At 70.3% G+C, this 21,893-nt stretch carries 20 protein-coding genes, 2 tRNA genes and 2 pseudogenes; 15 read left to right on the top strand and 9 right to left on the bottom strand.

The features are described from left to right. From ACWC5C_RS27195 to ACWC5C_RS27175, 5 genes and pseudogenes are all read left to right on the top strand, one after another. Positions 1 to 118 (top strand): annotated as a pseudogene (locus ACWC5C_RS27195) (6-phosphofructokinase); the annotation flags it as partial. Continuing rightward, positions 84 to 626: pseudogene (locus ACWC5C_RS27190) on the top strand (DUF3566 domain-containing protein); the annotation flags it as partial. The pseudogenes ACWC5C_RS27195 and ACWC5C_RS27190, both read left to right, overlap by 35 nt. Positions 627 to 697: 71 nt before the next feature. Continuing rightward, positions 698 to 771, top strand: a tRNA-Ile gene (locus tag ACWC5C_RS27185). A 178-nt stretch (positions 772 to 949) separates the two neighbouring features. After that, the gene (locus ACWC5C_RS27180; protein WP_003958712.1) at positions 950 to 1,084 is read left to right on the top strand and encodes a DLW-39 family protein; all 135 of its coding nucleotides are present in this window, start codon (positions 950 to 952) and stop codon (positions 1,082 to 1,084) included. Positions 1,085 to 1,224: 140 nt separating this feature from the next. Beyond that, positions 1,225 to 2,628 carry a hypothetical protein gene (locus ACWC5C_RS27175; protein ID WP_450879431.1) on the top strand — a complete coding sequence of 468 codons (1,404 nt, stop codon included), beginning with the start codon at positions 1,225 to 1,227 and terminating at the stop codon, positions 2,626 to 2,628. A gap of 14 nt (positions 2,629 to 2,642) precedes the next feature. On the opposite strand, the gene ACWC5C_RS27170 is transcribed toward ACWC5C_RS27175, so the two are convergent. After that, positions 2,643 to 4,280, bottom strand: coding sequence for a serine/threonine-protein kinase (locus tag ACWC5C_RS27170; RefSeq protein ID WP_450879429.1), 1,638 nt, complete (start codon positions 4,278 to 4,280; stop codon positions 2,643 to 2,645). 48 nt (positions 4,281 to 4,328) lie between these two features. Further along, positions 4,329 to 4,874: a DNA-binding protein gene (locus ACWC5C_RS27165; RefSeq protein ID WP_358618980.1), complete on the bottom strand. Its 546-nt coding sequence runs from the start codon at positions 4,872 to 4,874 to the stop codon at positions 4,329 to 4,331. A gap of 118 nt (positions 4,875 to 4,992) precedes the next feature. Here ACWC5C_RS27165 and ACWC5C_RS27160 point away from each other — a divergent pair. Together ACWC5C_RS27160 and ACWC5C_RS27155 are read left to right on the top strand one after the other, a co-directional pair. Next, positions 4,993 to 5,065, top strand: a tRNA-Ala gene (locus tag ACWC5C_RS27160). 507 nt (positions 5,066 to 5,572) lie between these two features. Continuing rightward, positions 5,573 to 6,706 carry a response regulator gene (locus ACWC5C_RS27155; RefSeq protein WP_450879427.1) on the top strand — a complete coding sequence of 378 codons (1,134 nt, stop codon included), beginning with the start codon at positions 5,573 to 5,575 and terminating at the stop codon, positions 6,704 to 6,706. 108 nt (positions 6,707 to 6,814) lie between these two features. Here ACWC5C_RS27155 and ACWC5C_RS27150 read toward each other — a convergent pair whose 3' ends face one another. Beyond that, positions 6,815 to 7,540: a DUF5324 family protein gene (locus ACWC5C_RS27150; RefSeq protein ID WP_385446033.1), complete on the bottom strand. Its 726-nt coding sequence runs from the start codon at positions 7,538 to 7,540 to the stop codon at positions 6,815 to 6,817. A gap of 283 nt (positions 7,541 to 7,823) precedes the next feature. Between ACWC5C_RS27150 and ACWC5C_RS27145 the strand changes: the two genes are divergently transcribed. Further along, positions 7,824 to 8,357, top strand: a complete 534-nt coding sequence (locus ACWC5C_RS27145) for a peptidylprolyl isomerase (RefSeq protein ID WP_385446032.1) — start codon at positions 7,824 to 7,826, stop codon at positions 8,355 to 8,357. Positions 8,358 to 8,451: 94 nt separating this feature from the next. Beyond that, on the top strand, positions 8,452 to 9,330 hold the full coding sequence (locus ACWC5C_RS27140) for a rhomboid family intramembrane serine protease (RefSeq protein ID WP_450879424.1): 879 nt from the start codon (positions 8,452 to 8,454) through the stop codon (positions 9,328 to 9,330). Between the two features lie 291 nt (positions 9,331 to 9,621). On the opposite strand, the gene crgA is transcribed toward ACWC5C_RS27140, so the two are convergent. Beyond that, positions 9,622 to 9,879: a cell division protein CrgA gene (gene crgA, locus ACWC5C_RS27135; RefSeq protein WP_385446029.1), complete on the bottom strand. Its 258-nt coding sequence runs from the start codon at positions 9,877 to 9,879 to the stop codon at positions 9,622 to 9,624. A 146-nt stretch (positions 9,880 to 10,025) separates the two neighbouring features. Between crgA and ACWC5C_RS27130 the strand changes: the two genes are divergently transcribed. The 6 genes from ACWC5C_RS27130 to ACWC5C_RS27105 all read left to right on the top strand — a co-directional run bounded on the left by ACWC5C_RS27130 (position 10,026) and on the right by ACWC5C_RS27105 (position 14,529). Continuing rightward, a complete protein-coding gene (locus ACWC5C_RS27130) occupies positions 10,026 to 10,796 on the top strand; it encodes a DUF881 domain-containing protein (protein WP_385446028.1) in 771 nt (256 codons plus the stop codon). 21 nt (positions 10,797 to 10,817) lie between these two features. After that, positions 10,818 to 11,519 (top strand): class E sortase, encoded by a 702-nt coding sequence (locus ACWC5C_RS27125; RefSeq protein ID WP_450879422.1) that lies wholly within the window; start codon positions 10,818 to 10,820, stop codon positions 11,517 to 11,519. Between the two features lie 69 nt (positions 11,520 to 11,588). After that, entirely contained in the window at positions 11,589 to 11,780 is a 192-nt protein-coding gene (locus ACWC5C_RS27120; protein ID WP_450879452.1) for a hypothetical protein, read from the top strand. Continuing rightward, positions 11,777 to 12,427, top strand: a complete 651-nt coding sequence (locus ACWC5C_RS27115; RefSeq protein ID WP_450879420.1) for an aminodeoxychorismate/anthranilate synthase component II — start codon at positions 11,777 to 11,779, stop codon at positions 12,425 to 12,427. Before ACWC5C_RS27120 ends, ACWC5C_RS27115 begins: the two co-directional genes overlap by 4 nt. Further along, positions 12,424 to 13,734 carry a class E sortase gene (locus ACWC5C_RS27110; RefSeq protein WP_450879418.1) on the top strand — a complete coding sequence of 437 codons (1,311 nt, stop codon included), beginning with the start codon at positions 12,424 to 12,426 and terminating at the stop codon, positions 13,732 to 13,734. Before ACWC5C_RS27115 ends, ACWC5C_RS27110 begins: the two co-directional genes overlap by 4 nt. 33 nt (positions 13,735 to 13,767) lie before the next feature. After that, on the top strand, positions 13,768 to 14,529 hold the full coding sequence (locus ACWC5C_RS27105; protein WP_450879416.1) for a class E sortase: 762 nt from the start codon (positions 13,768 to 13,770) through the stop codon (positions 14,527 to 14,529). Between the two features lie 114 nt (positions 14,530 to 14,643). On the opposite strand, the gene pknB is transcribed toward ACWC5C_RS27105, so the two are convergent. The 5 genes from pknB to ACWC5C_RS27080 all read right to left on the bottom strand — a co-directional run bounded on the left by pknB (position 14,644) and on the right by ACWC5C_RS27080 (position 21,892). Then, entirely contained in the window at positions 14,644 to 16,632 is a 1,989-nt protein-coding gene (gene pknB / locus ACWC5C_RS27100; protein ID WP_450879414.1) for a Stk1 family PASTA domain-containing Ser/Thr kinase, read from the bottom strand. A 171-nt stretch (positions 16,633 to 16,803) separates the two neighbouring features. Next, complete coding sequence (locus ACWC5C_RS27095; protein WP_450879412.1) at positions 16,804 to 18,270, bottom strand: peptidoglycan D,D-transpeptidase FtsI family protein; 1,467 nt, start codon at positions 18,268 to 18,270, stop codon at positions 16,804 to 16,806. Continuing rightward, positions 18,267 to 19,694, bottom strand: coding sequence for an FtsW/RodA/SpoVE family cell cycle protein (locus tag ACWC5C_RS27090; RefSeq protein ID WP_385446020.1), 1,428 nt, complete (start codon positions 19,692 to 19,694; stop codon positions 18,267 to 18,269). Before ACWC5C_RS27090 ends, ACWC5C_RS27095 begins: the two co-directional genes overlap by 4 nt. A gap of 23 nt (positions 19,695 to 19,717) precedes the next feature. Continuing rightward, positions 19,718 to 21,292, bottom strand: a complete 1,575-nt coding sequence (locus ACWC5C_RS27085) for a PP2C family protein-serine/threonine phosphatase (protein WP_450879450.1) — start codon at positions 21,290 to 21,292, stop codon at positions 19,718 to 19,720. Positions 21,293 to 21,367: 75 nt separating this feature from the next. Then, positions 21,368 to 21,892 (bottom strand): FHA domain-containing protein FhaB/FipA, encoded by a 525-nt coding sequence (locus ACWC5C_RS27080; RefSeq protein WP_385446017.1) that lies wholly within the window; start codon positions 21,890 to 21,892, stop codon positions 21,368 to 21,370. Position 21,893: the final 1 nt, after the last annotated feature.

Below are 21,893 nucleotides of genomic sequence, written 5' to 3'. Positions count from 1 at the left end.
GGGAGTGCTGACGGGTGGCGGTGACTGCCCTGGGCTGAACGCGGCGATCCGCGGCATCGTCCGCAAGGGCGTCGAGGTGCACGGCCTCGACTTCGCCCGGCGGCGGCGCGGCGGGCGCTGCGGGCGCGTCGGCCACGGCCGGACGCGGAGCCTCCACGGCGCAGCAGCCCGCCGTGCCCGGGCAGCAGCCCCACGGGGCGGCGGCCCGCCGCCCCGGTACCGGCGGCGGTGTGCCCGCCGCGCGCCCGGCGCCGCGTACGCGCAAGGCGCGGCTGCGGGTGGCGAAGGTCGACCCGTGGTCGGTCATGAAGGTCAGCTTCCTGCTCGCGATAGCGCTCGGGATCTGCACGGTGGTCGCCGCGTCGGTGCTGTGGATGGTCATGGACGCCATGGGCGTCTTCAGCGCGGTGGGCGGGACGATCAGCGAGGCGACCGAGGGGCAGCAGGGCGGCGGCTTCGATCTGGAGTCGTTCCTGTCGCTTCCCCGCGTCATGACGTTCACCTCGGTGATCGCCGTGATCAACGTGGTGCTGGCGACCGCTCTGTCCACGCTGGGCGCGTTCATCTACAACCTGTCGGCGGGCTTCGTGGGCGGCGTGGAGCTGACCCTCGCCGAGGACGAGTAGCCGGACCGGGACGGCCGCCGTTACCGATTTTGGGACTGGGCAGGTGGTGCGCTAATCTTTCGGTGCAGCGCGGGGCTATAGCTCAGACGGTTAGAGCGCTTCCCTGATAAGGAAGAGGCCACAGGTTCAAGTCCTGTTAGCCCCACCGGCGCGATCAGCCTGGACGGAGATTCTCCGTCCAGGCTGATTCATTTGGGTGCCCGGGGAGTTGATGACCGGATACCGCCCGCCGATGCCGCGCATAGGTCACCGAACGGTATCGGTCGGTGTGTATCATCGGGCGCCAGAGGTCCCCTACGTCAAGAAAGAGACGAGGTAGCGCGGTGAAGAAGCTTCTCCTGGTCGCACTGGCCGCCATCGGCGGGCTCCTCGTGTACCGCCAGATCCAGGCGGATCGCGCCGAGCAGGATCTGTGGACGGAGGCGACCGACTCCGTGCCCGCAGGTTCGGGTGTGTGACCCCCACAGTCCCGTTACGAGGGCCCCGATCGCTGCAGCGGTCGGGGCCCTCGTCTTTACTCTCGCAAACAAATCGCTTGCATAAGCAAATGTGACGTGCTGGTCGACCGGTATGAGACCGGTGCGACGAGGGGGACGCGATGGAGCACCGCAGCAGGCACAGGGCAGGTTTCACCGCGGTGACGGCGCTGTGCGCCGTGGCGACGATGGCGGTGCAGATCCCGGTCGCGGTCGCCGACAGTGCCGCCGGGGCCCGGGAGTACCGGGTCCAGGGCACCCCGGTGCGCGGCACCGGGAGCGGCGCGGACGCCCCGTCCCTGAGACCCGGCCGGACGTACGCGGACCGCTTGGGGCCCGGCGAGAAGCGGTTCTACGGCGTCGACCTCGACGCGAAGTCCGCCGCCTACGTCTCGGCGGTCGCCGCGCCCCGGCCGGGCGCGGGCGTCGTCTCGTACCGCGACGGCGTCACGGTGACGCTGAAGAACCCCGAGGGCGGCATCTGCGACACCACTCCCCGGCGGATCGAGACGAAAGGGGTCGCCTATCCCCTCGCCGACTATGTCACCCGTCAGACCGGCTCGGGCTCGGTGACCTCCTGCCGCACGGCGGGCCGGTATCTGGTCACCGTGGAGCGCCAGGCCGGTTCCGCGGACCCCGACAGCTGGCCGCTGGAGCTGCGGCTGATGGTGGAGCCGCCGGTGAAGGGCGGCTCCACCGGCCAGGCTCCGGAGGGCAGTTGGCACGCCGAGCCGCCTCAGCCGCCGTCCGGCGGCGCCAGGCCACGGCAGGGCGGGCGGGGCTTCTCCGACGCGCCGCTGGTGTCCACGGGGGTGTGGCAGGACGACTTCGAGCCGGGGGAGACCCACTTCTACCGGGTTCCGGTCGACTGGGGACAGCGGATATCCGCCATCGCCGAACTCCCCGCCGACGGAGCGGACAAGAGCACCCGTCTGCTCGGCCAGGCGGTGGTCATGCGCGCCTACAACCCGGCGCGGGGGCTGGCGAAGCGGGGCACCGCCCTGGCCCCGGAAGGCGAGCGGCCGCAGTCCGAGGTCAGCACGGCCCCGGCGGCGTACGGGAACCGGTACGCGAAGGCCGACTACTCGGTGCGCGCCATGAGCCTCACCGGCGGGTACTACCTGGCGGTCACGCTCAATCCCCCGAATGTGGAACCCCATTTGGACCGGACGGTTCCGGTGACGCTGCGGGTACGGATCGCGGGGGAGGCGAGCAGCGGCCCGGCCTACGACGGGAACGCGGTCACGGCGGGCTTCGGGCTCACGGACGCCGAGAAGCGGGAGGCCCGCAAGGCGGCCTCGCCGCTCCAGCCCGACTCCATGGGCCGCCCGGGCGCCGAGCACCGCGCCACGCTCCAGACGGTGGCCTACACGAGCTTCGGGACGGGCTCGCTGCTGCTGGTCGGGCTGGGCGTATGGATCCTGACCGCCCGGCGCCGGGCCGTGGCGGACGGCGTGCGGGAGGAGCCGGAAGCGGTGGATCCGACGACCGGACAGCACCGGTACGGGCCGCCGCCCGCCTGGTAGTTCAGCCCGCTAGTTCAGCCCGCGGCCACCAGTGCCCACGCCCCCACGGCGAAGCACAGCACCGCGACGATCAGGATCGCGACCGTCGTCTTGCGGGACGGCCCCCGGCGCCGCGCGGCGCGGGCGGCGGGAACCTGGGGCGTCCGAGCGGTGTATGCACGGGTGAGGGGGTAATCACGCGGCGCCGGCAGGGGCGCGGCGGCCGGTGCGGGCGTGGGAGTGGGGGGCGTATGAAGGTGCGCGGGCTGGGGCGATGGGCCCGGCTGTCCGGGCTGTGGGCCCTGTGGCTGGTGTGCGGGCGGCTGGGGCGACTGGGGCGGCTGCGGGAGCGGCGCCGCGGTCGACGGGGTCGGCGGCTGCTGTGGGGGCTGAGGGAGCGGGGTTTGCGGGTGCGGGGTTTGAGGATGGGGGGTTTGTGGATGCGGTGTCGCGGGGTGTGGAGTCGGCGCCTGCTGGGGCGGCGCCGGGAGCGGCGATATCCGCGGGGGCGGCGTCCGGGGCTGTTCAGGCTGAGGGTGCGGGGTCCCGGGGTGCGGCGTCCGCGGCTGCGGTGGCGGGAGGGTGAAGCTGCCGGTGTCCGACATCGACGGCTGGGCGGGCGGCTCGGCCGCGGGCAGTTCGGCGGCGGGTCCGGCGTTCTGCCCGGCGGCGGGTCCGGCGGCGGGGTCAGCGGACTGGTGGGGTTCGGCTGGTTCGGTGGCGGGCGGCGAGGGGCGCGGCGCCGTCGCGGTGCCCCCGGGCGGGTCGGCCTTCGCGTGACGGCGGCCGGGCCGGGCCGGGCCGTTCGGGCCGAATCCGGTCGGCAGCGGCCCGAGATGGTCGAAGACCTCGATCGCCTCGTCGTCGAGACCGGCCTCGGGCAGCATCTCGACCGCCGACGCGAGCGCCTTGCGCGCCCCGGTGGCGGACCGGAACCGGTCCTCCGGGTCGGGCTGCAGCAGCCCGCCTATCACCTGCCACAGCGGCTCGGGCACGCCCTCGGGGGCGTGCGGCACGCCGTGCTCGCCGAACAGCTTCACGATCGCTTCCCCGTCGGGCTTGTGCCCGCGGAGCAGATACAGCGTCACCAGGCCTACGGCGAACAGGTCGGCCGGGAAGTCCGGCTCCTCGCCCATCATCTGCTCGGGCGCGAAGTAACCGGGCGTGCCCATCACGTAGTTGGCCTCGGTGAGGCGGGGCTCGCCTTTGGTGAGCGCGATGCCGAAGTCGCCCAGCCGGACATGGGGACGGCCGGTTCCGGTGGACTCCAGCAGGATGTTCGCGGGCTTGATGTCCCGGTGGACCACTCCCTCCGCGTGGACCGCGGCCAGCCCGGAGAGCAACTGGTCCAGCAGGGTGCACACGTAGCGGGTTGGCAGTGGACCGTAGTCGCCGATGAGGTGTGCGAACGAGCCGCCGGCCACCAGGTCCATGGTGAACAGCACCTTGTCGTCGTCCGCCGCCCAGCTCGCCGGAGCCAGCACATGGGGGTGGTCGATCCGCAGGGCCTGTTCCCGTACGAAGCGCAGCAGTGTGTGCGCGTCGCGTTGCTGAAGCACCTTCGCCGCGACGTACCGGCGGCGGCGATGGTCCCAGACCCGCCACACGGCGCCCACGCCTCCGCGCCCGATCGGGTCCACCAGTTCGTACCGGCCCGCGAAGATCTCACCCATCGCGCCGTGCCCGCCCCGTCATCGAATGGTCAGCAGTCCAACAGCCCGTCAGCTCTGGTGCGCCTCGTAGTGCGCGACCGCCTCGGCGGTCCGCCCCGCGCCATACACACGAAGGAACTCTGCCAGCTCGGGGTGGGTGGGGGCGAGAGAATCCGCCGCATCGATGATGTCCCCGGCTGCGGCCACGGACCGCAGCAGCGACTGGATTTCGCGGACCACGCGCCGCACGGTCGGAGCCCCGGTGCTGGCGGCGGTCTGGGTGGAGTTGAGCACCGACCCGCCCGCAGTCTTCTTGATCTCTTCCATGCGCTCCGCCGCCTCGGCGGCGCTCACCCGGCCGTCCGCCGCCTGACTGGACAGCTCCTGGAGCGCCTGTACCCGCTGGACCACCGCCGGATTGCCGATCTTGGCGCGCTGTCCGCTCATGAGCTGGGACAGCATGGGCGCCGAGAGCCCGAGGATGGCGGCCAGGCGCGCCTGGTTGAGACCGAGGTCGTCGATGAGACGGCGAAAGAGCGCCCCCAGCGGTTCCCCGTACCAACTGCGCTGCAGCTCTCGTGCGCGCGCGGTGGCATCCTGCTGTGTTGCGTCCATCTCGCTCTCCCCTTCGCTTCGCTGCCGCGAATCTTGCGTGGCATCCTACGGAGAGCGCTACCCGCGAGCGATACCCGGTCGGGAAAGGCCGCCGGTACCAGGTATCCTGATCGGCGAAGGGGCCTTAGCTCAGTTGGTAGAGCGCCGTCTTTGCATGGCGGATGTCAGGAGTTCGACTCTCCTAGGCTCCACTCTATGAGAGCTCTCCTGACCTGCAAAAACGCAGGTCAGGAGAGCTTTTTGGGTAGGTGCCGGATCGGGCGCCGCCCAGGACTCCCGCCCCTCGTGCCGGGTAGCGGCCCGCTGGGACTCCTCGATGATCCGTCGCAGCGCCGCCGCATGTCCTTCGAGGGCGTCCCGTCCGGTCTGGCTGAGAAGGGCCGTCCCCGCGTACGGGAACAGTCCGTCTTCCAGGCCGTACGCGCCGACGAAGCCGATCAGCATCACGGCGGCGATCGCCAGCTGGGCCGACACCACGAAACGCGAGGAGAGTTCGCGTTCGCGCACAGGGGTGGCCCGGCCCAGCAGGGCGCCGCCGCGCCGGGTCCGCGGCATGACCGCGTACGCAATCAAAGTGGTGTTGCCGCTCTTGGTGTTGGCCCGTGCAACACCCCCCTGATGCCCCACGCTGTTTCACAACTCGGGCAAGCCGCCCGGGAATCGTCTGATCGGCGTGAGTCGCCGCACAAGGGGACGCAATGGGTGAGCTGCATCCGCTGGGGGAGAACCTGCCCGAGGAGTGCCGGGCGTTCGCCGTGGAGCTGCGGAAGCTCTTCGACGGGCTGGGGGTCTCGGTGCGCCGCTACGCCGCACGCAGGTTCCGGGACCCCAGTACGATCTCCCGCTATCTCAGCGGGACGAGAGTCCCGTCGTGGGAGTTCGTGGTGGAACTGTTGGCGGATCTCGCGGCGTGCCGGGGCTCCGCGGCCACCCCGGCCGCCATCGAGGTGGTGCGGGACTTGCACCGGTCCGCGGTGCGCACCAGTGGATCCCCGGGGCACGCCGTGGAGATCCTTCAGATCCAGCTGGCCGACGCCGACCGGGAGGCGCGGAGCTCCAGTGTGAAGGAGGACGCGCTGGGCGAGGCGCTGCTCGACCGTCGGCACCGCATCGCCGACCTGGAGGTGCGGCTGAGCCAGACCGAGGCGGCCTGGGCTGCGGAGCGGGCGCGCGCCGACGCCCTGGATATGACCCTCCCGGATCACCAGGAGCTGGTGAAGGAGCGGGACCTGCTGCGGCAGGAGGTGCACCGGCTCACTGAGGAACTGGAGGACGAGCGGCAGCGGGGACGGCTGGCGGAGGACCGATGCCAGATGCTGGAGCGACAGCTGGCCATGGTGGAGTCACAGCGGACGGCGGCGGTTCCGCGCCAGGACGAGGAGCCCGGCGTTCCTGCCCGGTCGTTCGTGCCCGGGCCGCGGCCCAAGATCCTTGTGGTCGACGACCAGCAGAACAACCTGCTGGTCATGGAGGCGGTGCTGGCCACCCTCGACCAGGAGCTGGTGACCGCGACCTCTGGTCAGGAGGCGCTGAAGGCGCTGCTGGACCACGATGACTTCGCGGTGATCCTGCTCGATGTGCAGATGCCCGAGATGGATGGCTATGAGACGGCCGCCCACATCAAGCGGCGCCCGCGCAACCGGGACGTGCCGATCATCTTTCTCACCGCGATGGGCGCCGATCCCGAGCACACCTCGCGCGGCTACGCGGCGGGGGCGGTGGACTACATGGCCAAGCCGATCGACCCCTGGGCGCTGCGGGCCAAGGTCTCCGTCTTCACCGAGATCTTCCTGGAGCGGCGCCGCTACAGCGAACGGGAAGCCAAGGAGTAGCCGGGGAGGAGCCGGAGAACGGGCCGAGGGGCGGAGGGATCCCGCGGCCGGAATTCCGCGGTCCTCCGCCCCTCGGCCGGGTGCGACGAGGGTGCGACGGCGAGAGCGTCAGCGCTGGTCGTCGTCCTTCCCGGCCTCGGCCTCGGCCTGCTTGGCCTGCACCTCGGGGTCGAGGGTGCTCTGGTCGCTGCCGTCCACCGCGGCCAGCCGCTCGCGGTCGCCCACCTCGGTCGCCGCCGGGGGCTCGACCAGCCAGTCGGGGTTGGCCTGCCGGTCCCACCACTTCCAGGCGGCGTAGACACCGGCGCCCACCAGGCCGATGAAGGTGGCCCGCTTGGCGGCGCGGCCCATGCTGGCCCGGCGGCGGCGCTTGCGGGCGAGCTTCTCGATGTCGGCCGCCGTCACATGGGTGCGCAGCGCCGCGACGGCGGCGCCCGCCCGCGTGACGGCCTCCTCGCGTGCCGGTCCGGCGGCCGCGCGCGCTCCGGCCACCGCGTGCTCGACGCGCGGCCCGGTGTAGTCGGCGGCCTGCCGCGCGGCCTTGCGGGTGCGCTTGGCGGCGCGGACGGCGGCCGCGTCCACCTTGGGCGGCAGGGTGCCGCGGGCCTGGTTGAGCCGGGGTGCGACATGCGCGTGGTACTGGCCCCCGGCCGCGCAGCGGGCCTGGTGCGCGGCCTGGGAGACCTTCGGTGCCAGCCGTACGCGGGCCTCGTGCGCGTAATGCGTGGCGGTGTCCTTGGCCGTGCCGGCGTACGGCGCCACCGCCTCCGCGGCGTGCAGGACGCTGTCCTTCGCGGTGCCGGTCGCGGCTCGCACGCTGTCAATGCGGGTCACGGGATCCTCCTCCTCGGTGGCGTGGTGATGCTCCGGGGTGCAGAGTGCTGAGCTGCATGTGCGCAGTTTCGTGTTTCCATCCGAAGAAAGATCATGCCTGTTTGTGGAGATCATGCCCGTTCGCAGCCCACGCGGCATGCGTGAACCGGCATCCGGGTCATAGGGAAGATTCTCCCGGAAAACACGCGGAATGGCGCGCCGCGTGCGCCTTCGGCGGCTACTCGTCGCGCTCGGGTCCGTGCGAGGATCAGGGCAAGGAAGCGAAAACGATGGAAGGTAGATCGTGGCCGAGCAGCTGTACGCCACCCTCAAGACCAACAACGGCGACATCGTGGTCCGGCTGCTGCCGAACCACGCCCCCAAGACGGTGAAGAACTTCGTGGAGCTCGCGGAGGGCACGCGCGAGTGGACCCACCCGGCCACCGGCAAGAAGGCCGCGGAGAAGCTCTACGACGGCACCGTCTTCCACCGCGTGATCAGCGGTTTCATGATCCAGGGCGGTGACCCGCTGGGCAACGGCACCGGCGGCCCCGGATACGAGTTCGGTGACGAGTTCCACCCGGACCTGTCGTTCAACAAGCCGTACCTGCTGGCCATGGCCAACGCCGGCCCGGGCACCAACGGCTCGCAGTTCTTCATCACCCTTGCCCCGACCACCTGGCTGACCGGCAAGCACAGCATCTTCGGCGAGGTCGTCGACGAGGCCAGCAAGAAGGTCGTCGACACCATCGGGGGTGCCGCGACCAACCCGCGCACCGACCGCCCGCTCCAGGACGTCGTGATCGAGTCCGTCGTCGTGGAGACCCGGGAGGGCTGAACCCCGCACGGGAACTCCGCGCCCCGCTTGTCCGTGTGTACAAGCGGGGCGGGGGAACGCGCGCGAGTCCGCGGACAGGGGGCGAAGGGACACCATGGAGGACCAGGCGGTCTGCTGTTACCGGCACCCGCAGCGGGAGACCGGCATCAGCTGTACCCGCTGTGAGCGCCCGATCTGTCCGGAGTGCATGATCAGCGCCTCGGTCGGGTTCCACTGCCCGGAGTGCGTGCGCGGTGGTGCGTCCGCCCCCGGTGAGCCCCCCGGGCCGCCGCGGCGCGCGGCCGAGCCGCGGACCATAGCCGGCGGCGCGTACACCGCCGATCCGCGCCTGGTCACCAAGATCCTGATCGGCCTCAACGTCGCCGTCTGGCTGGCGGTGCTGGGGACCGGCGACCGGCTGGTGGACGACTTCGACCTGGTCGGCCGGGCCTTCAACCCGGGCACCGCCGACATAGTGGGCGTCGCCGAGGGGCAGTGGTACCGGCTGCTGACCGCGGTCTTCCTGCACCAGGAGCCCATGCACATCGCGTTCAACATGCTGTCCCTGTGGTGGATCGGCGCCCCGCTGGAGGCCGCGCTCGGCCGCGCCCGCTACCTCACGCTCTACCTGCTGTCCGGGCTCGGCGGCAGCGCGCTGTCGTATCTGCTCGCCGCGCAGAACCAGCCCTCGCTGGGCGCCTCCGGCGCGGTCTTCGGCCTGCTGGGCGCCACCGCCGTCCTGATGCGACGGCTCAACTACGACATGCGCCCCGTCATCGCGCTGCTCGTGCTGAACCTCATCTTCACCTTCGGCTGGTCCGGCATCGCCTGGCAGGCGCATGTGGGCGGCCTGGTGGTCGGCACGCTGGTGGCGTACGCGATGGTGCACGCCCCGCGCGAGCGGCGCGCCCTGGTGCAGCGGGCCGCCTGCGCCGTGATGCTGCTCGCGATCGTGGCGACGGTCTGGGTCCGTACGCTCCAGCTCACCGGCTGACCGCGGCGCGGGGCGGGACCGCGGCGCGGCGCGGGGCGGGCCCGGGCGGGGTCTCGAACGGGGTGGGTTCGGTCAGTTGTCCACAGCACGTGGTCGATCTTGCGCAGCCTGTGGAGAACATCTGTGCGTTTCCCCGCTGACCTGCGTTTTCGCAGGAAGACGCCGGTGTGAGTGATCGAACGCGACCGTTCTACCGGTCACACCGGCGTCAATGCGACAGAGGTTATCCACAGATCTTCTGAGTTTTCCCCGCCTGTGGATAACCCTGTGGACAGGCTCTGCGGAGCGGTTCTACTTCCACTGGGTGGAGACGACGAACCCCGCGGCGATGAAGCCGAAGCCGACCACGATGTTCCAGTTGCCCAGGGACTTGACCGGCATGTCCCCTGTCGTCACGTAGAAGAGGACGATCCAGGCGAGGCCGATCAGGAACATCGCCAGCATCAGCGGCGCCACCCAGCGGCGGCCGCTGCTCAGGCTGATGCTGGTCGCCTGCTTGGCCGGCGGCGGCGTGAAATCGTCCTTCTTGCGGATCCGTGACTTCGGCACGAGGAACTCTCCTGTCGATGCGCTGCGTGACCGCGCGGGGGCTGTGTACGGACGGCGCCGGGGCGGGACGGTGAAGGGGACCACTGCCCTCCCCGACACGTCAGTTAGCGTAGTCCTTCCGCGGCGTCGTAAGGAGTAAGGGTACGTTGAGCAATTCCGCTGACTCCCCCACCCCGGCGTCCCGCCGCCCCGCTTTCCGGCCCGTCCGGCTGCTGACCGGAGCCGTCTTCGCGCTGGCCGGGATCATCTTCTGGACCAGCTTCAACACGGCCCAGGGCACCGACATCCGCAGCGATGAATCGATGCTGCGGCTGTCCGATCTCATCCAGGAGCGCAGCCGCAAGAACGGCACCCTCGACGAGAGCGCCGCCAAGATGCGCTCCGACGTCGACGCCCTCGCCCGCCGCGACAACGGCAGCAGCAAGGCCGAGCAGCGCAAGCTGGAGAACCTGGAGAAGACCGCGGGAACCCGGGGGCTGAGCGGCTCCGGGCTCACCGTCACCCTCACCGACGCCCCGCCGAACGCCACCCCCCAGATCCCCGGCGTGCCCGACCCGCAGCCCAATGACCTCGTCATCCACCAGCAGGACCTGCAGGCCGTGGTCAACGCGCTGTGGCAGGGCGGCGCCAAGGGGATCAAGGTGATGGACCAGCGGCTGATCTCCACCAGCGCCGTGCGCTGCGTCGGCAACACCCTGATCCTCCAGGGCCGGGTCTACTCCCCGCCTTACAAGATCACCGCCGTGGGTGACCGGGACCGGCTGAACACCGCGCTCACCGCCTCCCCCGCCATCCAGAACTACCGCTCCTATGTCGAGGCGTACGGCCTCGGCTGGAAAGTCGACCAGCACGACACGGTGACTCTTCCCGGCTACTCCGGCACAGTGGATCTGCACCAGGCACAGCCCGTCCCGTAGCCGCGCGCCGATGGGGGGCCGATGGGGCCGAAGGGGCCGAAGAGGATCCGGCTGGTCATCAGGACGCTCAGCGAGCTGTGCGTCACCGCGGGCACCCTGATCCTCCTCTTCGTCGTCTACCTCCTCTACTGGACCTCCGTCCGCGCCGACCAGGCCATGGACGGCGAGATCGACCACCTCCAGGACCGCTGGGCCGCCGGGCCGGTCGCCGCGGCCGGTGCCGACCGGTCCGCGCCACGGCCGCGCCGCTACGAGAGCGGCGGATCCTTCGCGATCATGTACATCCCGCGCTTCGGCGCCGACTGGGCCAAGCCCGTCCTCCAGGGCACCGAAGCCGCCACCCTGCGCAAAGGGCTCGGGCACTACGCGGGCACCGCCCGCCTCGGCGCCACGGGAAACTTCGCGGTCGCCGGGCACCGCCGCACCTACGGCGACCCCTTCAAGGACTTCCCCCGGCTGCGCCCCGGCGACGCGGTCGTACTGTCCGACGGCACCACCTGGTACACGTACCGCATCGCCGGACGCCCCTACCGCACCCTGCCGACCGACGTCGGAGTGCTCGACCCGGTCCCGCGCGCATCCGGCTTCCGCGGCCCCGGGCGCTATCTGACGCTCACGACCTGTGAGCCGGAGTGGGGGCACAGCCACCGGCTGATCGCCTGGGCGCACCTCGACGCCACCCAAACCGTTGCCCAAGGCAAGCCCAAGGCTTTGTCCGGCTGACCCACCGGCCCCACCCCCGGACCTTTACTCTGGTCCTGCACTCCGGTGCTGCAATCGACTTCGTCATCGGTGAGTAGGGACGGCATGTACGGCTGGATCTGGCGGCATCTGCCGGGTAACGCATGGACGCGGGCGGCGATTTCGCTCGTACTCGTGCTGGCGATCGTGTTCGTGCTCTTCCAGTACGTCTTCCCGTGGGCGGAGCCGCTGCTGCCGTTCAACGACGTGACCGTCGACCAGGGAATGGCGGGTCCCCGATGAGCGCGCGCGTCCTGGTCGTCGACAACTACGACAGCTTCGTCTTCAACCTCGTCCAGTACCTCTACCAGCTCGGCGCCGAGTGCGAGGTGGTGCGCAACGACGAGGTCTCCCTCGCGCACGCCCAGGACGGCTTCGACGGCGTGCTGCTCTCCCCTGGCCCCGGCACCCCCGAGAAGGCGGGCGTCTGCGTCGACATGGTGCGGCACTGCGCGGACACCGGCGTGCCGGTGTTCGGCGTCTGCCTGGGGATGCAGTCCATGGCCGTCGCCTACGGCGGCGTCGTCGGCCGCGCTCCGGAGCTGCTGCACGGCAAGACGTCGCTGGTGACCCACGAGGGCGCGGGCGTCTTCAGCGGGCTGCCGTCGCCCTTCACCGCCACCCGCTACCACTCCCTCGCGGTCGAACGGGGCACCGTCCCGGACGCGTTGGAGATCACCGCATGGACGGAGACGGGCATCGCCATGGGGCTGCGCCACCGTGAACTACGGGTCGAGGGTGTCCAGTTCCACCCCGAGTCGGTGCTCACCGAATGGGGCCACCGCATGCTCGCCAACTGGCTGGCGGAGTGCGGCGACACGGACGCGATAGAGCGGTCCACGGGGCTCGCCCCGGTGGTCGGGGCGGTCGGCGGCAAGGCCGTCGAGTGACCGCACCGCGCCCCGGGCCCGAGGGCGCGGCCCAGGGCGCCCCGGAGCCTGCCCCGGGCGCCGTACCGGGTCCCGAGCCGCACCCCACCGGACGGCGCCGCCGCGCCCGTCCCGCGGCCACGGACGAGCGCCCCGACGAGGCGGCCGCGGCGCCCACCGGCCGACGGCGCGCCCGGTCGGCAGCGGCAGGCCCCGCCGGGCACACAGGACCCACAGGACCCACAGGACCCGCCGCTCCCGCCGCCCCCGTGAGCGCGGGCGAGACGGCCGTCCTGGCCCCCGTCGCTTCCGACCTTCCGGCGGCTCCCCCGGCGGCTCCCCCGGCGGCTTCCGGGGACGACGACGAGACGATGGCACTGCGGGCCGTGGCCGCCAGCGCCGCGCCCCCCGCCCACGACCGGACCATGCCGCTGCGGACCGTCGAGCAGAACCGGGCGGACGAGGCGCCGTCCCCCGGTGGCCGCGCGGCCCGCCGCAAAGCGGCTCAGGAGGCCGCGAAGCGCGGCGGACGGCACGGTGCCCGGGCGCGGGGCGGTACGGCCGCCACAGGGGCTACAGGCGCCTCGGCGGGAGCGGCGGCGCGGCCCCGCACCCGCATGGAGGCCAAGCGCGCCGCCCGCGCCCGCAAGGACAGCCCGGGCGTGCTGGCGAGCCGGGTGGTGGGCGAGGTATTCATCACCCTCGGCGTGGTGATGCTGCTTTTCGTGACGTACCAGCTGTGGTGGACCAATATCCGGGCGCACCAGCAGGCGAACGGCGCGGCGGGCGATCTGCAGAAGCAGTGGGACACGAAGGGCGCGGACCGCGATCCGGGCGTGTTCTCCCCCGGCCAGGGCTTCGCGATCATCTACATCCCGAAGCTGGACGTGAAGGCCCCGATCGCCGAGGGGATCGACAAGAACAAGGTCCTCGACCGCGGCATGGTCGGCCACTACGCCAAGGGCAAGCTCAAGACCGCGATGCCGTGGGACAAGAAGGGCAACTTCGCGCTCGCCGGGCACCGCAACACCCATGGCGAGCCGTTCCGCTACATCAACCGCCTCAAGCCCGGCGACAAGATCGTCGTCGAGACGCAGAGCCGGTTCTACACCTACGACATGACCAGCATCCTGCCGCAGACGTCCCCCTCCAACACGGGCGTCATCGGCCCGGTGCCGCCCGGCTCCGGCTTCAGCAAACCGGGCCGCTACCTCACGCTGACGACCTGCACCCCCGAGTTCACCAGCACTTATCGGATGATCGTCTGGGGCAAGATGGTCGACGAGCGGCCGCGCAGCGAGGGGAAGCCGGACGCACTGGTCGAGTAGGACCGGGAAGATCCAGAAAAGGGGAACGACGCGGTGGCACGGACCGACGACGACCAGCGGCAGGGGCAGGACCCCGCCCCGCCAGCCCAGCCCACCCAGCCCGCCCAGCCGACCCGCGGCTCCTCCGGCCGCGGGCGGATCGCGGCGGCCATCGGAGTGCTGGGCGAGCTGCTGATCACCGCGGGGCTGATCCTGGCCCTCTTCGTGGCCTACTCCCTGTGGTGGACGAACGTTCTCGCCGACCGGGAGGCGAAGAAGCAGGGCGACCAGGTGCGCAAGCACTGGGCCGACCGGGGGCCGGGCAGGCTCGACACCAAGGACGGCATCGGCTTCCTGCACGTACCGGCCATGGGCGACGGTGAGGTGCTGGTGAAGAAGGGCACCTCGGCCAAGATCCTCAACGACGGCGTCGCCGGGTACTACACGGAGCCGGTCAAGTCCGCGATGCCGTGGGATAAGAAGGGCAACTTCTCGCTGGCCGCCCACCGGGACGGGCACGGCGCCAAGTTCCACGGCATCGACAAGATCCACGACGGCGATCCGGTGGTCTTCGAGACCCGGGACAGCTGGTACGTCTACAAGGTCTACGAGACGCTGCCCGAGACCTCGAAGTTCAACGTGGACGTGCTGAACGCGGTCCCGAAGGAGTCGGGCAAGAAGAAGGCGGGCCGCTACATCACGCTCTCGACCTGCACTCCGGTCTACACCTCGCAGTACCGCTACGTCGTCTGGGGCGAGCTGGTGCGTACCGAGAAGGTCGACGCGGACCGTACGCCCCCCGAAGAGCTGCGCTGAGCGCACTCCACAGCTGTCCGCACCACGGGGAAGCCCCCGGCGCCCTCTCGATGGGCGCCGGGGGCTTCCCCGTGCGATACGTGCTGTGACGCGCTGTGCTGTCCGCGAGGCGGGCTAGCCGAGGCCGCCGAAGAAGCCTCCGTCGTCATCGTCGCCGTTCCCGTTCCCGTTGCCCTGGACCGTCACGAGGTTCACGGACTGGCCCTTGGGCACCTGGGTGCCCGCGCCGGGGTTGCTGGCGACCACGGTCGCGTTGTCGTCCTGCGGGCCGTTGATGTTGCCCACGTTGAGCCCGAGGTCCTGGAGGGCCTTCTTGGCGTCCTTGAGCTTCTGGCCGCCCAGGTTGGGCACCGGGACCTGCTGCTGCTGATCCGGGGCCTTGGCGACGGTCAGGTTGATGACCGACCCCGGCGCGGCCGTTCCGCCACCGGCCGGGTCCTGGCTGATGACCGTGCCCGCCTGGGCGTCGGCGCTGTCCTGCTCCGTCGACTGGACCTTGAAGCCCTGGGCCTTGAGGGCCGTCTCGGCGTCCGCGAGCGGCTTGGTGGTCACGTCGGGGACGGGGACCTGCTGCTGCGGCGCGGCGACGGTCAGGGTGATCTTGGTGCCCTTGGCGACCTTCTTGCCCGAGTCCACGCTCTGGCGGATCACCTTGTTCGCGGTCTGGTCGGACTCCTCGGTCGCCTTGTCGACCTCGAAGCCCTTCGCCTCCAGGGACGCCTTCGCCGAGTCGAACTGGACGTTGAGGACGTCGGGGACCTCGACCTTCTCGGCCGGCTTCTTGCCCTTCGACATGGTCAGCTGGACCGTGTCGTAGCGCTTGACCTCACCGTTCTCGGGATCCTGGCGGCAGACCGTGTCCTTCGGCTGGTCGCAGAAGTCGGTGCCGGCCTTCTCGACCTTGAAGTCGCCGTTCTCCCCCTGGGCGCTGGCCTCCTTGAACGTCTTCCCGACCAGCGAGGGCACCGGGACCATCGAGTCGTTCTTGGCGTTGCCGCTGAAGATCGCCTTGCCGACGAAGATCGCGCCGACGAGCACCAGGACGCCGGCCACCACCAGCAGGATCGTCGAGAGGTTGCTCTTCTTCTCCGGGCCGCCGCGCCGCCGGTCCGACCGGTCGTCGTAGCCGAAGCCGCCGTCGTCGTCCCGCATCGGGGGCAGCATCGAGGTCGCCGGACCGGCGTCCTGCGGCCGCAGCATCGTCGTGGGCTGGTCGCCCGAGCCGTAGCCGACCGCGCCCAGCGCGGCGGTCGCGGCGACCGGCTGGCCCTCAAGTGCCGCCTCGATGTCGGCGCGCATCTCGTCGGCCGACTGGTAGCGGTAGTCGGGGTCCTTGACCAGGGCCCGCAGGACGATCGCGTCCATCTCCGGGGTGATGTCGGGGTCGTACGTGCTCGGCGGCTGCGGCTCTTCCCGTACGTGCTGGTAGGCCACGGCCACCGGGGAGTCCCCGACGAACGGCGGCCGCACCGTCAGCAGCTCGTACAGCAGACAGCCGCTGGAGTAGAGGTCGCTGCGCGCGTCGACGGTCTCGCCCTTGGCCTGCTCGGGGGAGAGGTACTGCGCGGTGCCGATGACGGCCGCCGTCTGCGTCATGGTCATACCGGCGTCGCCCATGGCGCGGGCGATGCCGAAGTCCATCACCTTGACCTGGCCGCTGCGCGTGAGCATCACGTTCGCCGGCTTGATGTCCCGGTGGACGATGTTGTTCCGGTGCGAGTACTCCAGGGCCTGGAGGATCCCGACCGTCATCTCCATCGAGCGCTCGGGGAGCAGCTTTCTCCCGGAGTGGAGAAGCTCACGCAGAGTCGAGCCGTCGACGTACTCCATCACGATGTACGGGATCGAGACACCGTCGACGTAGTCCTCGCCGGTGTCGTAGACCGCGACGATCGCGGGATGGTTGAGCGAGGCTGCCGACTGGGCCTCTCGGCGGAACCGGGCCTGGAAGGACGGATCGCGGGCGAGGTCCACCCGGAGCGTCTTCACGGCGACAGTGCGGCCGAGGCGGGTGTCGTGCGCGAGGTAGACCTCGGCCATGCCACCGCGGCCGAGCACCGAGCCCAGCTCGTACCGGCCGCCGAGGCGACGCGGCTCTTCCATAGCTACTCCAGCCCTCTTCCGTCATTCCCGGCCGCACCCTGTGTGGGGGGCCGGCGAAGTGCTGCTCGCGCATACGGTACCCGGCACGTCTTACGGGACCCGGCCTCGGCCGATTCTTGATACCGGACCGGTACGACGACGTGCGGGATTGGCATCAGGGCGTGACCGGCGTCACTTGTCGCGCTCGCTGTCCAGTACCGCCTTCATCACATCCTTGGCGATCGGCGCCGCCAGCTTGCCGCCCGCGATGTCGTCGCGGAGGGTGTCGGAACTCTCCACCACGACCGCGACCGCGACCGGGGAACCCTCGTCGGTCTTGGCGTACGAGATGAACCAGGCGTACGGGTTCTCGCTGTTGTCGACGCCGTGCTGCGCGGTACCGGTCTTGCCGCCGACCGTGGCGCCCGGGATCTGGGCGTTGGTGCCGGTGCCCTCCTTGACCACGGTCTCCATCATGTCCTGGAGCTTGCCCGCGTTCTCCGAGCTGAGCGGCTGGCTCATCTCCTCCGGGCTGGTCTGGTCGATCGTGGTCAGGTTCGGGGCGCGCAGCGAGTCGATCATGTACGGCTTCATCAGCTTGCCGTCGTTGGCGATCCCGGAGGCGACCATGGCCATCTGCAGCGGGGTGGCGCGGGTGTCGAACTGGCCGATGGAGGACAGGGCGTTGCCCGGCCGGTCCATCTTCTCGGGGTAGACGCTCTCGGAGGCGCGGACGGGCATGAAGACCTCGTCGTTGAAGCCGAACTTCTTCGCCTGCTCCAGCATCTTGTCCTTGCCCAGATCGTCACCGAGCTTGCCGAAGACGGTGTTGCAGGAGTAGCGCAGGGCCTGCCGCATGGTGGCGTTCTTGCAGGGGATGTTGCCCTCGTTGGGCAGGGGCTGGCTGGACAGCGGCAGTTTCCACGGCAGCGGCGAGTTGGTCGCTCCGTCGATGTCCGTGTACTTGCCGTTCTCCAGCGCCGCCGCGGCGGTGACGACCTTGAACGTGGAGCCGGGCGGGTACGTCTGCCGCAGCGCCCGGTTCAGCGTCGGCTCCTCCTTGTCCTTCGACATCCCCTTCCAGACGTCCGCGTCGCTCGTCGAGCTGCCCGCGAACTTCGACGGGTCGTAGCTCGGGGTGGAGGCGAGGGCGAGGACCTTGCCGGTGCGCGGGTCGAGCGCGGCGACGGCGCCCTTGTTCTTGCCGAGGCCCTTGTAAGCGGCTTCCTGGGCCTTGGCGTTCAGGGTGGTGATGACGTCACCGCCCTTCGGCTTCTTGCCGGTGAACATGTCGACCGTACGGTTGAAGAACATCCGGTCGTCGTTGCCGGTGAGGATGCCGTCCTCGATGCTCTCGATCTGGGTCGCGCCGAACGCCTGCGAGGCGTATCCGGTGACCGGCGCCCACATCGGACCGTTCTTGTACGTGCGCTTGTACTTGAAGTCGACCCCGTCGGTCTCCACGGACCCGGTGATCGGTCGGCCGTCGACGATGATGTTGCCGCGCGGCTGGCTGTACTGCTCGATCGCCACACGGCGGTTCTGCTCATGGGTCTTGAGGCCGTCCGCCTGGACGTACTGGATCCAGTTGTCCCGCACCAGCAGGGCGAGGACGAGGAGGCCGCAGAAGATCGCGATTCGGCGCAGAGGCTTGTTCACGGGCGGACCACCTGAGTCATCTCGGCGTCAGTGGAGGGGGCGGGCGCGGGCGCGGGCCGCCGGGCGGTGTCGCTGATCTTGATGAGAAGCGCGACCAGTGCCCAGTTGGCGAGCACCGACGAACCGCCGTAGGCCACGAACGGCATCGTCATACCGGTCAGCGGGATGAGACCCATCACACCGCCCGCGACGACGAAGACCTGGATGCCGAACGCGGCGGACAGGCCCGCCGCCAGCAGCTTGCCGAACGGGTCCCGGGCGGCCAGGGCGGTGCGCATGCCGCGCTCCACGATCAGGCCGTAGAGCAGGAGGAACGCCATGGTGCCGGCCAGCCCCAGCTCCTCGCCGACGGTGGCGAGGATGAAGTCGGAGTTGGCCGCGAAGCCGATCAGGTCGGAGGCGCCCTGGCCCCAGCCGGTGCCGGAGACGCCGCCGGAGCCGAAGGCCATCAGGGAGAGGGCGATCTGGTCGGTGGTGGCCCAGCTGGGCCGGGGGGTGTCGTAGACGGCGAACGGGTGCAGCCACGCCATCACACGGACCTTCACGTGCGACTCGAACGAGGCGACGCCGACCGCGCCGACCGCGGACATCAGCAGACCGAAGACGATCCAGCTGGTGCGCTCGGTCGCCACGTACAGCATGACGACGAACAGGCCGAAGAACAGCAGCGAGCTTCCGAGGTCGGTCTCGAAGACCAGGATCAGGATGCTCATGGCCCAGACGATCAGGATCGGACCGAGGTCACGGCCACGCGGCAGGTAGAGCCCCATGAAGCGGCGGCTGGCCAGCGCGAGCGCGTCCCGCTTCACCATGAGGTAGCCGGAGAAGAAGACCGCGATGATGATCTTGGCGAACTCGCCGGGCTGGATGGAGAAGGAGCCGACGGTGATCCAGATGCGTGCGCCGAACCGGGCCGGGAAGAACATCGGCAGGATCAGCAGGATCAGCGCGCCGATCATGGAGATGTAGGTGTACCGCTGCAGAATCCGGTGATCCTTGAGGAGGATCAGGACGGCCACGAACAGGGCCACGCCCATCGCCGAGTACATCAGCTGGTTGGGCGCGGAGGGGGCGAAGGTCTGACCGATGTCCTCCGCCCGCTGGGCCAGCCGCCTCGACTGGTCCAGCCGCCAGATGATCACGAGGCCGAGGCCGTTGAGGAGCGTGGCGATCGGCAGCAGCAGCGGATCGGCGTACGGGGTGAACTTGCGCACCACGATGTGGCCGATGCCCGCGAGCAGGCCGAGCCCGATGCCGTAGCTGAGCATGCCCGAGGGCAGCTCGTCGCTGAGCGCCAGGCCCGCGTTGGCGTACGCGAAGACCGGGATGATCACCGCGAACGCCAGCATGGCCAGTTCGGTGTTGCGGCGGCTCGGTGGACCGGCCGTACTGATCGTGGTCGTGTTGGTCGTACTACTGCTCATGGGTGGGCGGCCCTCTCACGGCTTCACGGCTGGGTGCTGCTGCACTGCGGGACCAACTCCTTCTCCTGCTCCGACAGGGTGGGACCCGGCTTCGGAGTGGGAGAGGACGGCGCCGTGTTCTTCGGCGTCGGTGTGGCCTTGGCGGCGCGCAACCCCGTCGTCGCGCTCTGACTCTGCGGCGTGCTGCCGCTGCTACCTGTCTTGCCTCCGGATCCGCCGCCGGCCTGCCCCTTGCCGCCGGTGAGGTCCTTCTGGCTCTCCTCGGCCTTGCGCTGTGCGTCAGCCTTTCTGCAGGCGCTGGCGAGAGTGGCGAGATCCTTCGTCTTGTCCTCGGCCTGACCGAGCCCGCTGACCGCGATGGTGTCCTCCACGCGGCTGCGCTGATCGGTCGGGAGGTACTTGAGTTCGATCTCGCGGTGATCCTCATGGACCTTGTTGAGCTTGATCCACGCGAGGTCCTGACTGATGCCCCGGTAGATCGCCACGTGGTCCCCGTTGGAGCCCACGTAGTACTGCGTCTGCGTCCACTGATAGCCGCTGTAGAGGCCGCCGCCGAGCACGGCGAGGCCCAGCGCGATGAACAGCGACCGCTTGACCCAGGTCGTGCGGCCGCTCTTCTTGGTGTAGTCGCCCTCCGCGTAGGCCCCGTAACTGCCCTCGGGCGGTCCGCCGAGGCCCGGGTCGCCGCTGCCGGGCGGACCGAAGCCGCCCGGTTCGTCGCCCTGCTGCGGTACGGGACGGTTGCGCCCCAGCTCGGCGGCGCGGCTCGCCGGGGTGTTGCCGGCGCCGCCGTCCCCGAGGGGGATCTGGTTCTCGGCCACCGCGCCCACGATCACCGGGGTGTCGTTGAGCTGACCGGCCAGGGTGTCGCCGCCGTCCACGTCGAGGACGTCGGCGACGATGCAGGTGATGTTGTCGGGGCCGCCGCCGCGCAGCGCGAGCTGGATCAGCTCCTGGATCGTCTCGTGCGGTCCCTGGTAGCTGGCGAGGGTGTCCTCGAGGGTCTGGTGGCTCACGACGCCGGACAGGCCGTCGGAGCAGATGAGGTAGCGGTCGCCGGCCCGGACCTCACGGATGGACAGGTCGGGCTCGACGTGGTCGCCGCTGCCGAGCGCGCGCATCAGCAGGGAGCGCTGCGGGTGGGTGCCCGCCTCCTCCTCGGTGATGCGGCCCTCGTCGACGAGCCGCTGCACCCAGGTGTGGTCCTGGGTGATCTGAGTGAGCACGCCGTCGCGCAGCAGATACGCGCGCGAGTCGCCCACGTGTACGAGGCCGAGCCGCTGACCGGTCCACAGCAGGGCGGTGAGCGTGGTGCCCATGCCCTCCAGCTGGGGGTCCTCCTCGACCATGACCCGCAGCTGGTCGTTGGCCCGCTGCACGGCGCTGCCCAGGGAGGTCAGGATGTCCGAGCCGGGGACGTCGTCGTCGAGCTGGACCAGGGTGGAGATCACCTCGGAGCTGGCGACCTCGCCGGCGGCCTGGCCACCCATGCCGTCGGCGATGGCGAGCAGCCGGGGGCCGGCATAGCCGGAGTCCTCGTTGCCCTCCCGGATCATGCCCTTGTGGGACCCGGCGGCGAAACGCAGTGACAGACTCATGCGCACCTCGCCCGTCGGCTCCGGGTACAGCCCCTTGCCAACCACGCTGCCCACCCTCCGGTCGTCATGGTCCTACTACTTCCGCAGCTCGATGACGGTCTTGCCGATGCGGATCGGTGCACCCAGCTGAATCGGTGTCGGTGTGGTGAGCCGGTTCCGGTCGAGATAGGTGCCATTGGTGGAGCCGAGATCCTCGACGATCCACTGGCCGTCACGGTCCGGGTAGATCCTGGCATGCCGGCTGGAGGCGTAGTCGTCGTCCAGCACGATTGTTGAATCGTGCGCACGACCGAGAGTGATGGTCTGACCCTGGAGCGCGACCGTGGTGCCGGTCAGGGTGCCTTCGGAGACCACCAGCTTGGTGGGGGCCCCGCGGCGACCGCGGCCCGAGGGCTGCTGGCGCTGCTGGGGCGGTGCGGTCTGCTGTTGCTGCCGCTGTTGCTGCTGCGGCCGGTCGGGGGCGCTACGGCGCGCCGAACCGCGCTGTGTCACGCGGGTCCCGAACAGGTCGCTACGGATGACCTGAACGGCCACGATGACGAACAGCCACAGTACGGCGAGGAAACCCAACCGCATGACCGTGAGGGTCAGCTCTGACATT

Source organism: Streptomyces sp. NPDC001700 (assembly GCF_053596435.1).
This window is presented reverse-complemented; position numbering and strand designations above follow the sequence as displayed.

Excerpts from the sequence above, each read along its gene's own strand:
- ACWC5C_RS27175 (WP_450879431.1), top strand. The coding sequence starts at position 1,225 with ATGGAGCACCGCAGCAGGCACAGGGCAGGTTTCACCGCGGTGACGGCG.
- ACWC5C_RS27170 (WP_450879429.1), bottom strand. The coding sequence starts at position 4,280 with ATGGGTGAGATCTTCGCGGGCCGGTACGAACTGGTGGACCCGATCGGG.
- ACWC5C_RS27165 (WP_358618980.1), bottom strand. The coding sequence starts at position 4,874 with ATGGACGCAACACAGCAGGATGCCACCGCGCGCGCACGAGAGCTGCAG.
- ACWC5C_RS27155 (WP_450879427.1), top strand. The coding sequence starts at position 5,573 with ATGGGTGAGCTGCATCCGCTGGGGGAGAACCTGCCCGAGGAGTGCCGG.
- ACWC5C_RS27140 (WP_450879424.1), top strand. The coding sequence starts at position 8,452 with ATGGAGGACCAGGCGGTCTGCTGTTACCGGCACCCGCAGCGGGAGACC.
- ACWC5C_RS27125 (WP_450879422.1), top strand. The coding sequence starts at position 10,818 with ATGGGGCCGAAGGGGCCGAAGAGGATCCGGCTGGTCATCAGGACGCTC.
- ACWC5C_RS27115 (WP_450879420.1), top strand. The coding sequence starts at position 11,777 with ATGAGCGCGCGCGTCCTGGTCGTCGACAACTACGACAGCTTCGTCTTC.
- pknB (WP_450879414.1), bottom strand. The coding sequence starts at position 16,632 with ATGGAAGAGCCGCGTCGCCTCGGCGGCCGGTACGAGCTGGGCTCGGTG.
- ACWC5C_RS27090 (WP_385446020.1), bottom strand. The coding sequence starts at position 19,694 with ATGAGCAGTAGTACGACCAACACGACCACGATCAGTACGGCCGGTCCA.
- ACWC5C_RS27085 (WP_450879450.1), bottom strand. The coding sequence starts at position 21,292 with ATGAGTCTGTCACTGCGTTTCGCCGCCGGGTCCCACAAGGGCATGATC.
- ACWC5C_RS27080 (WP_385446017.1), bottom strand. The coding sequence starts at position 21,892 with ATGTCAGAGCTGACCCTCACGGTCATGCGGTTGGGTTTCCTCGCCGTA.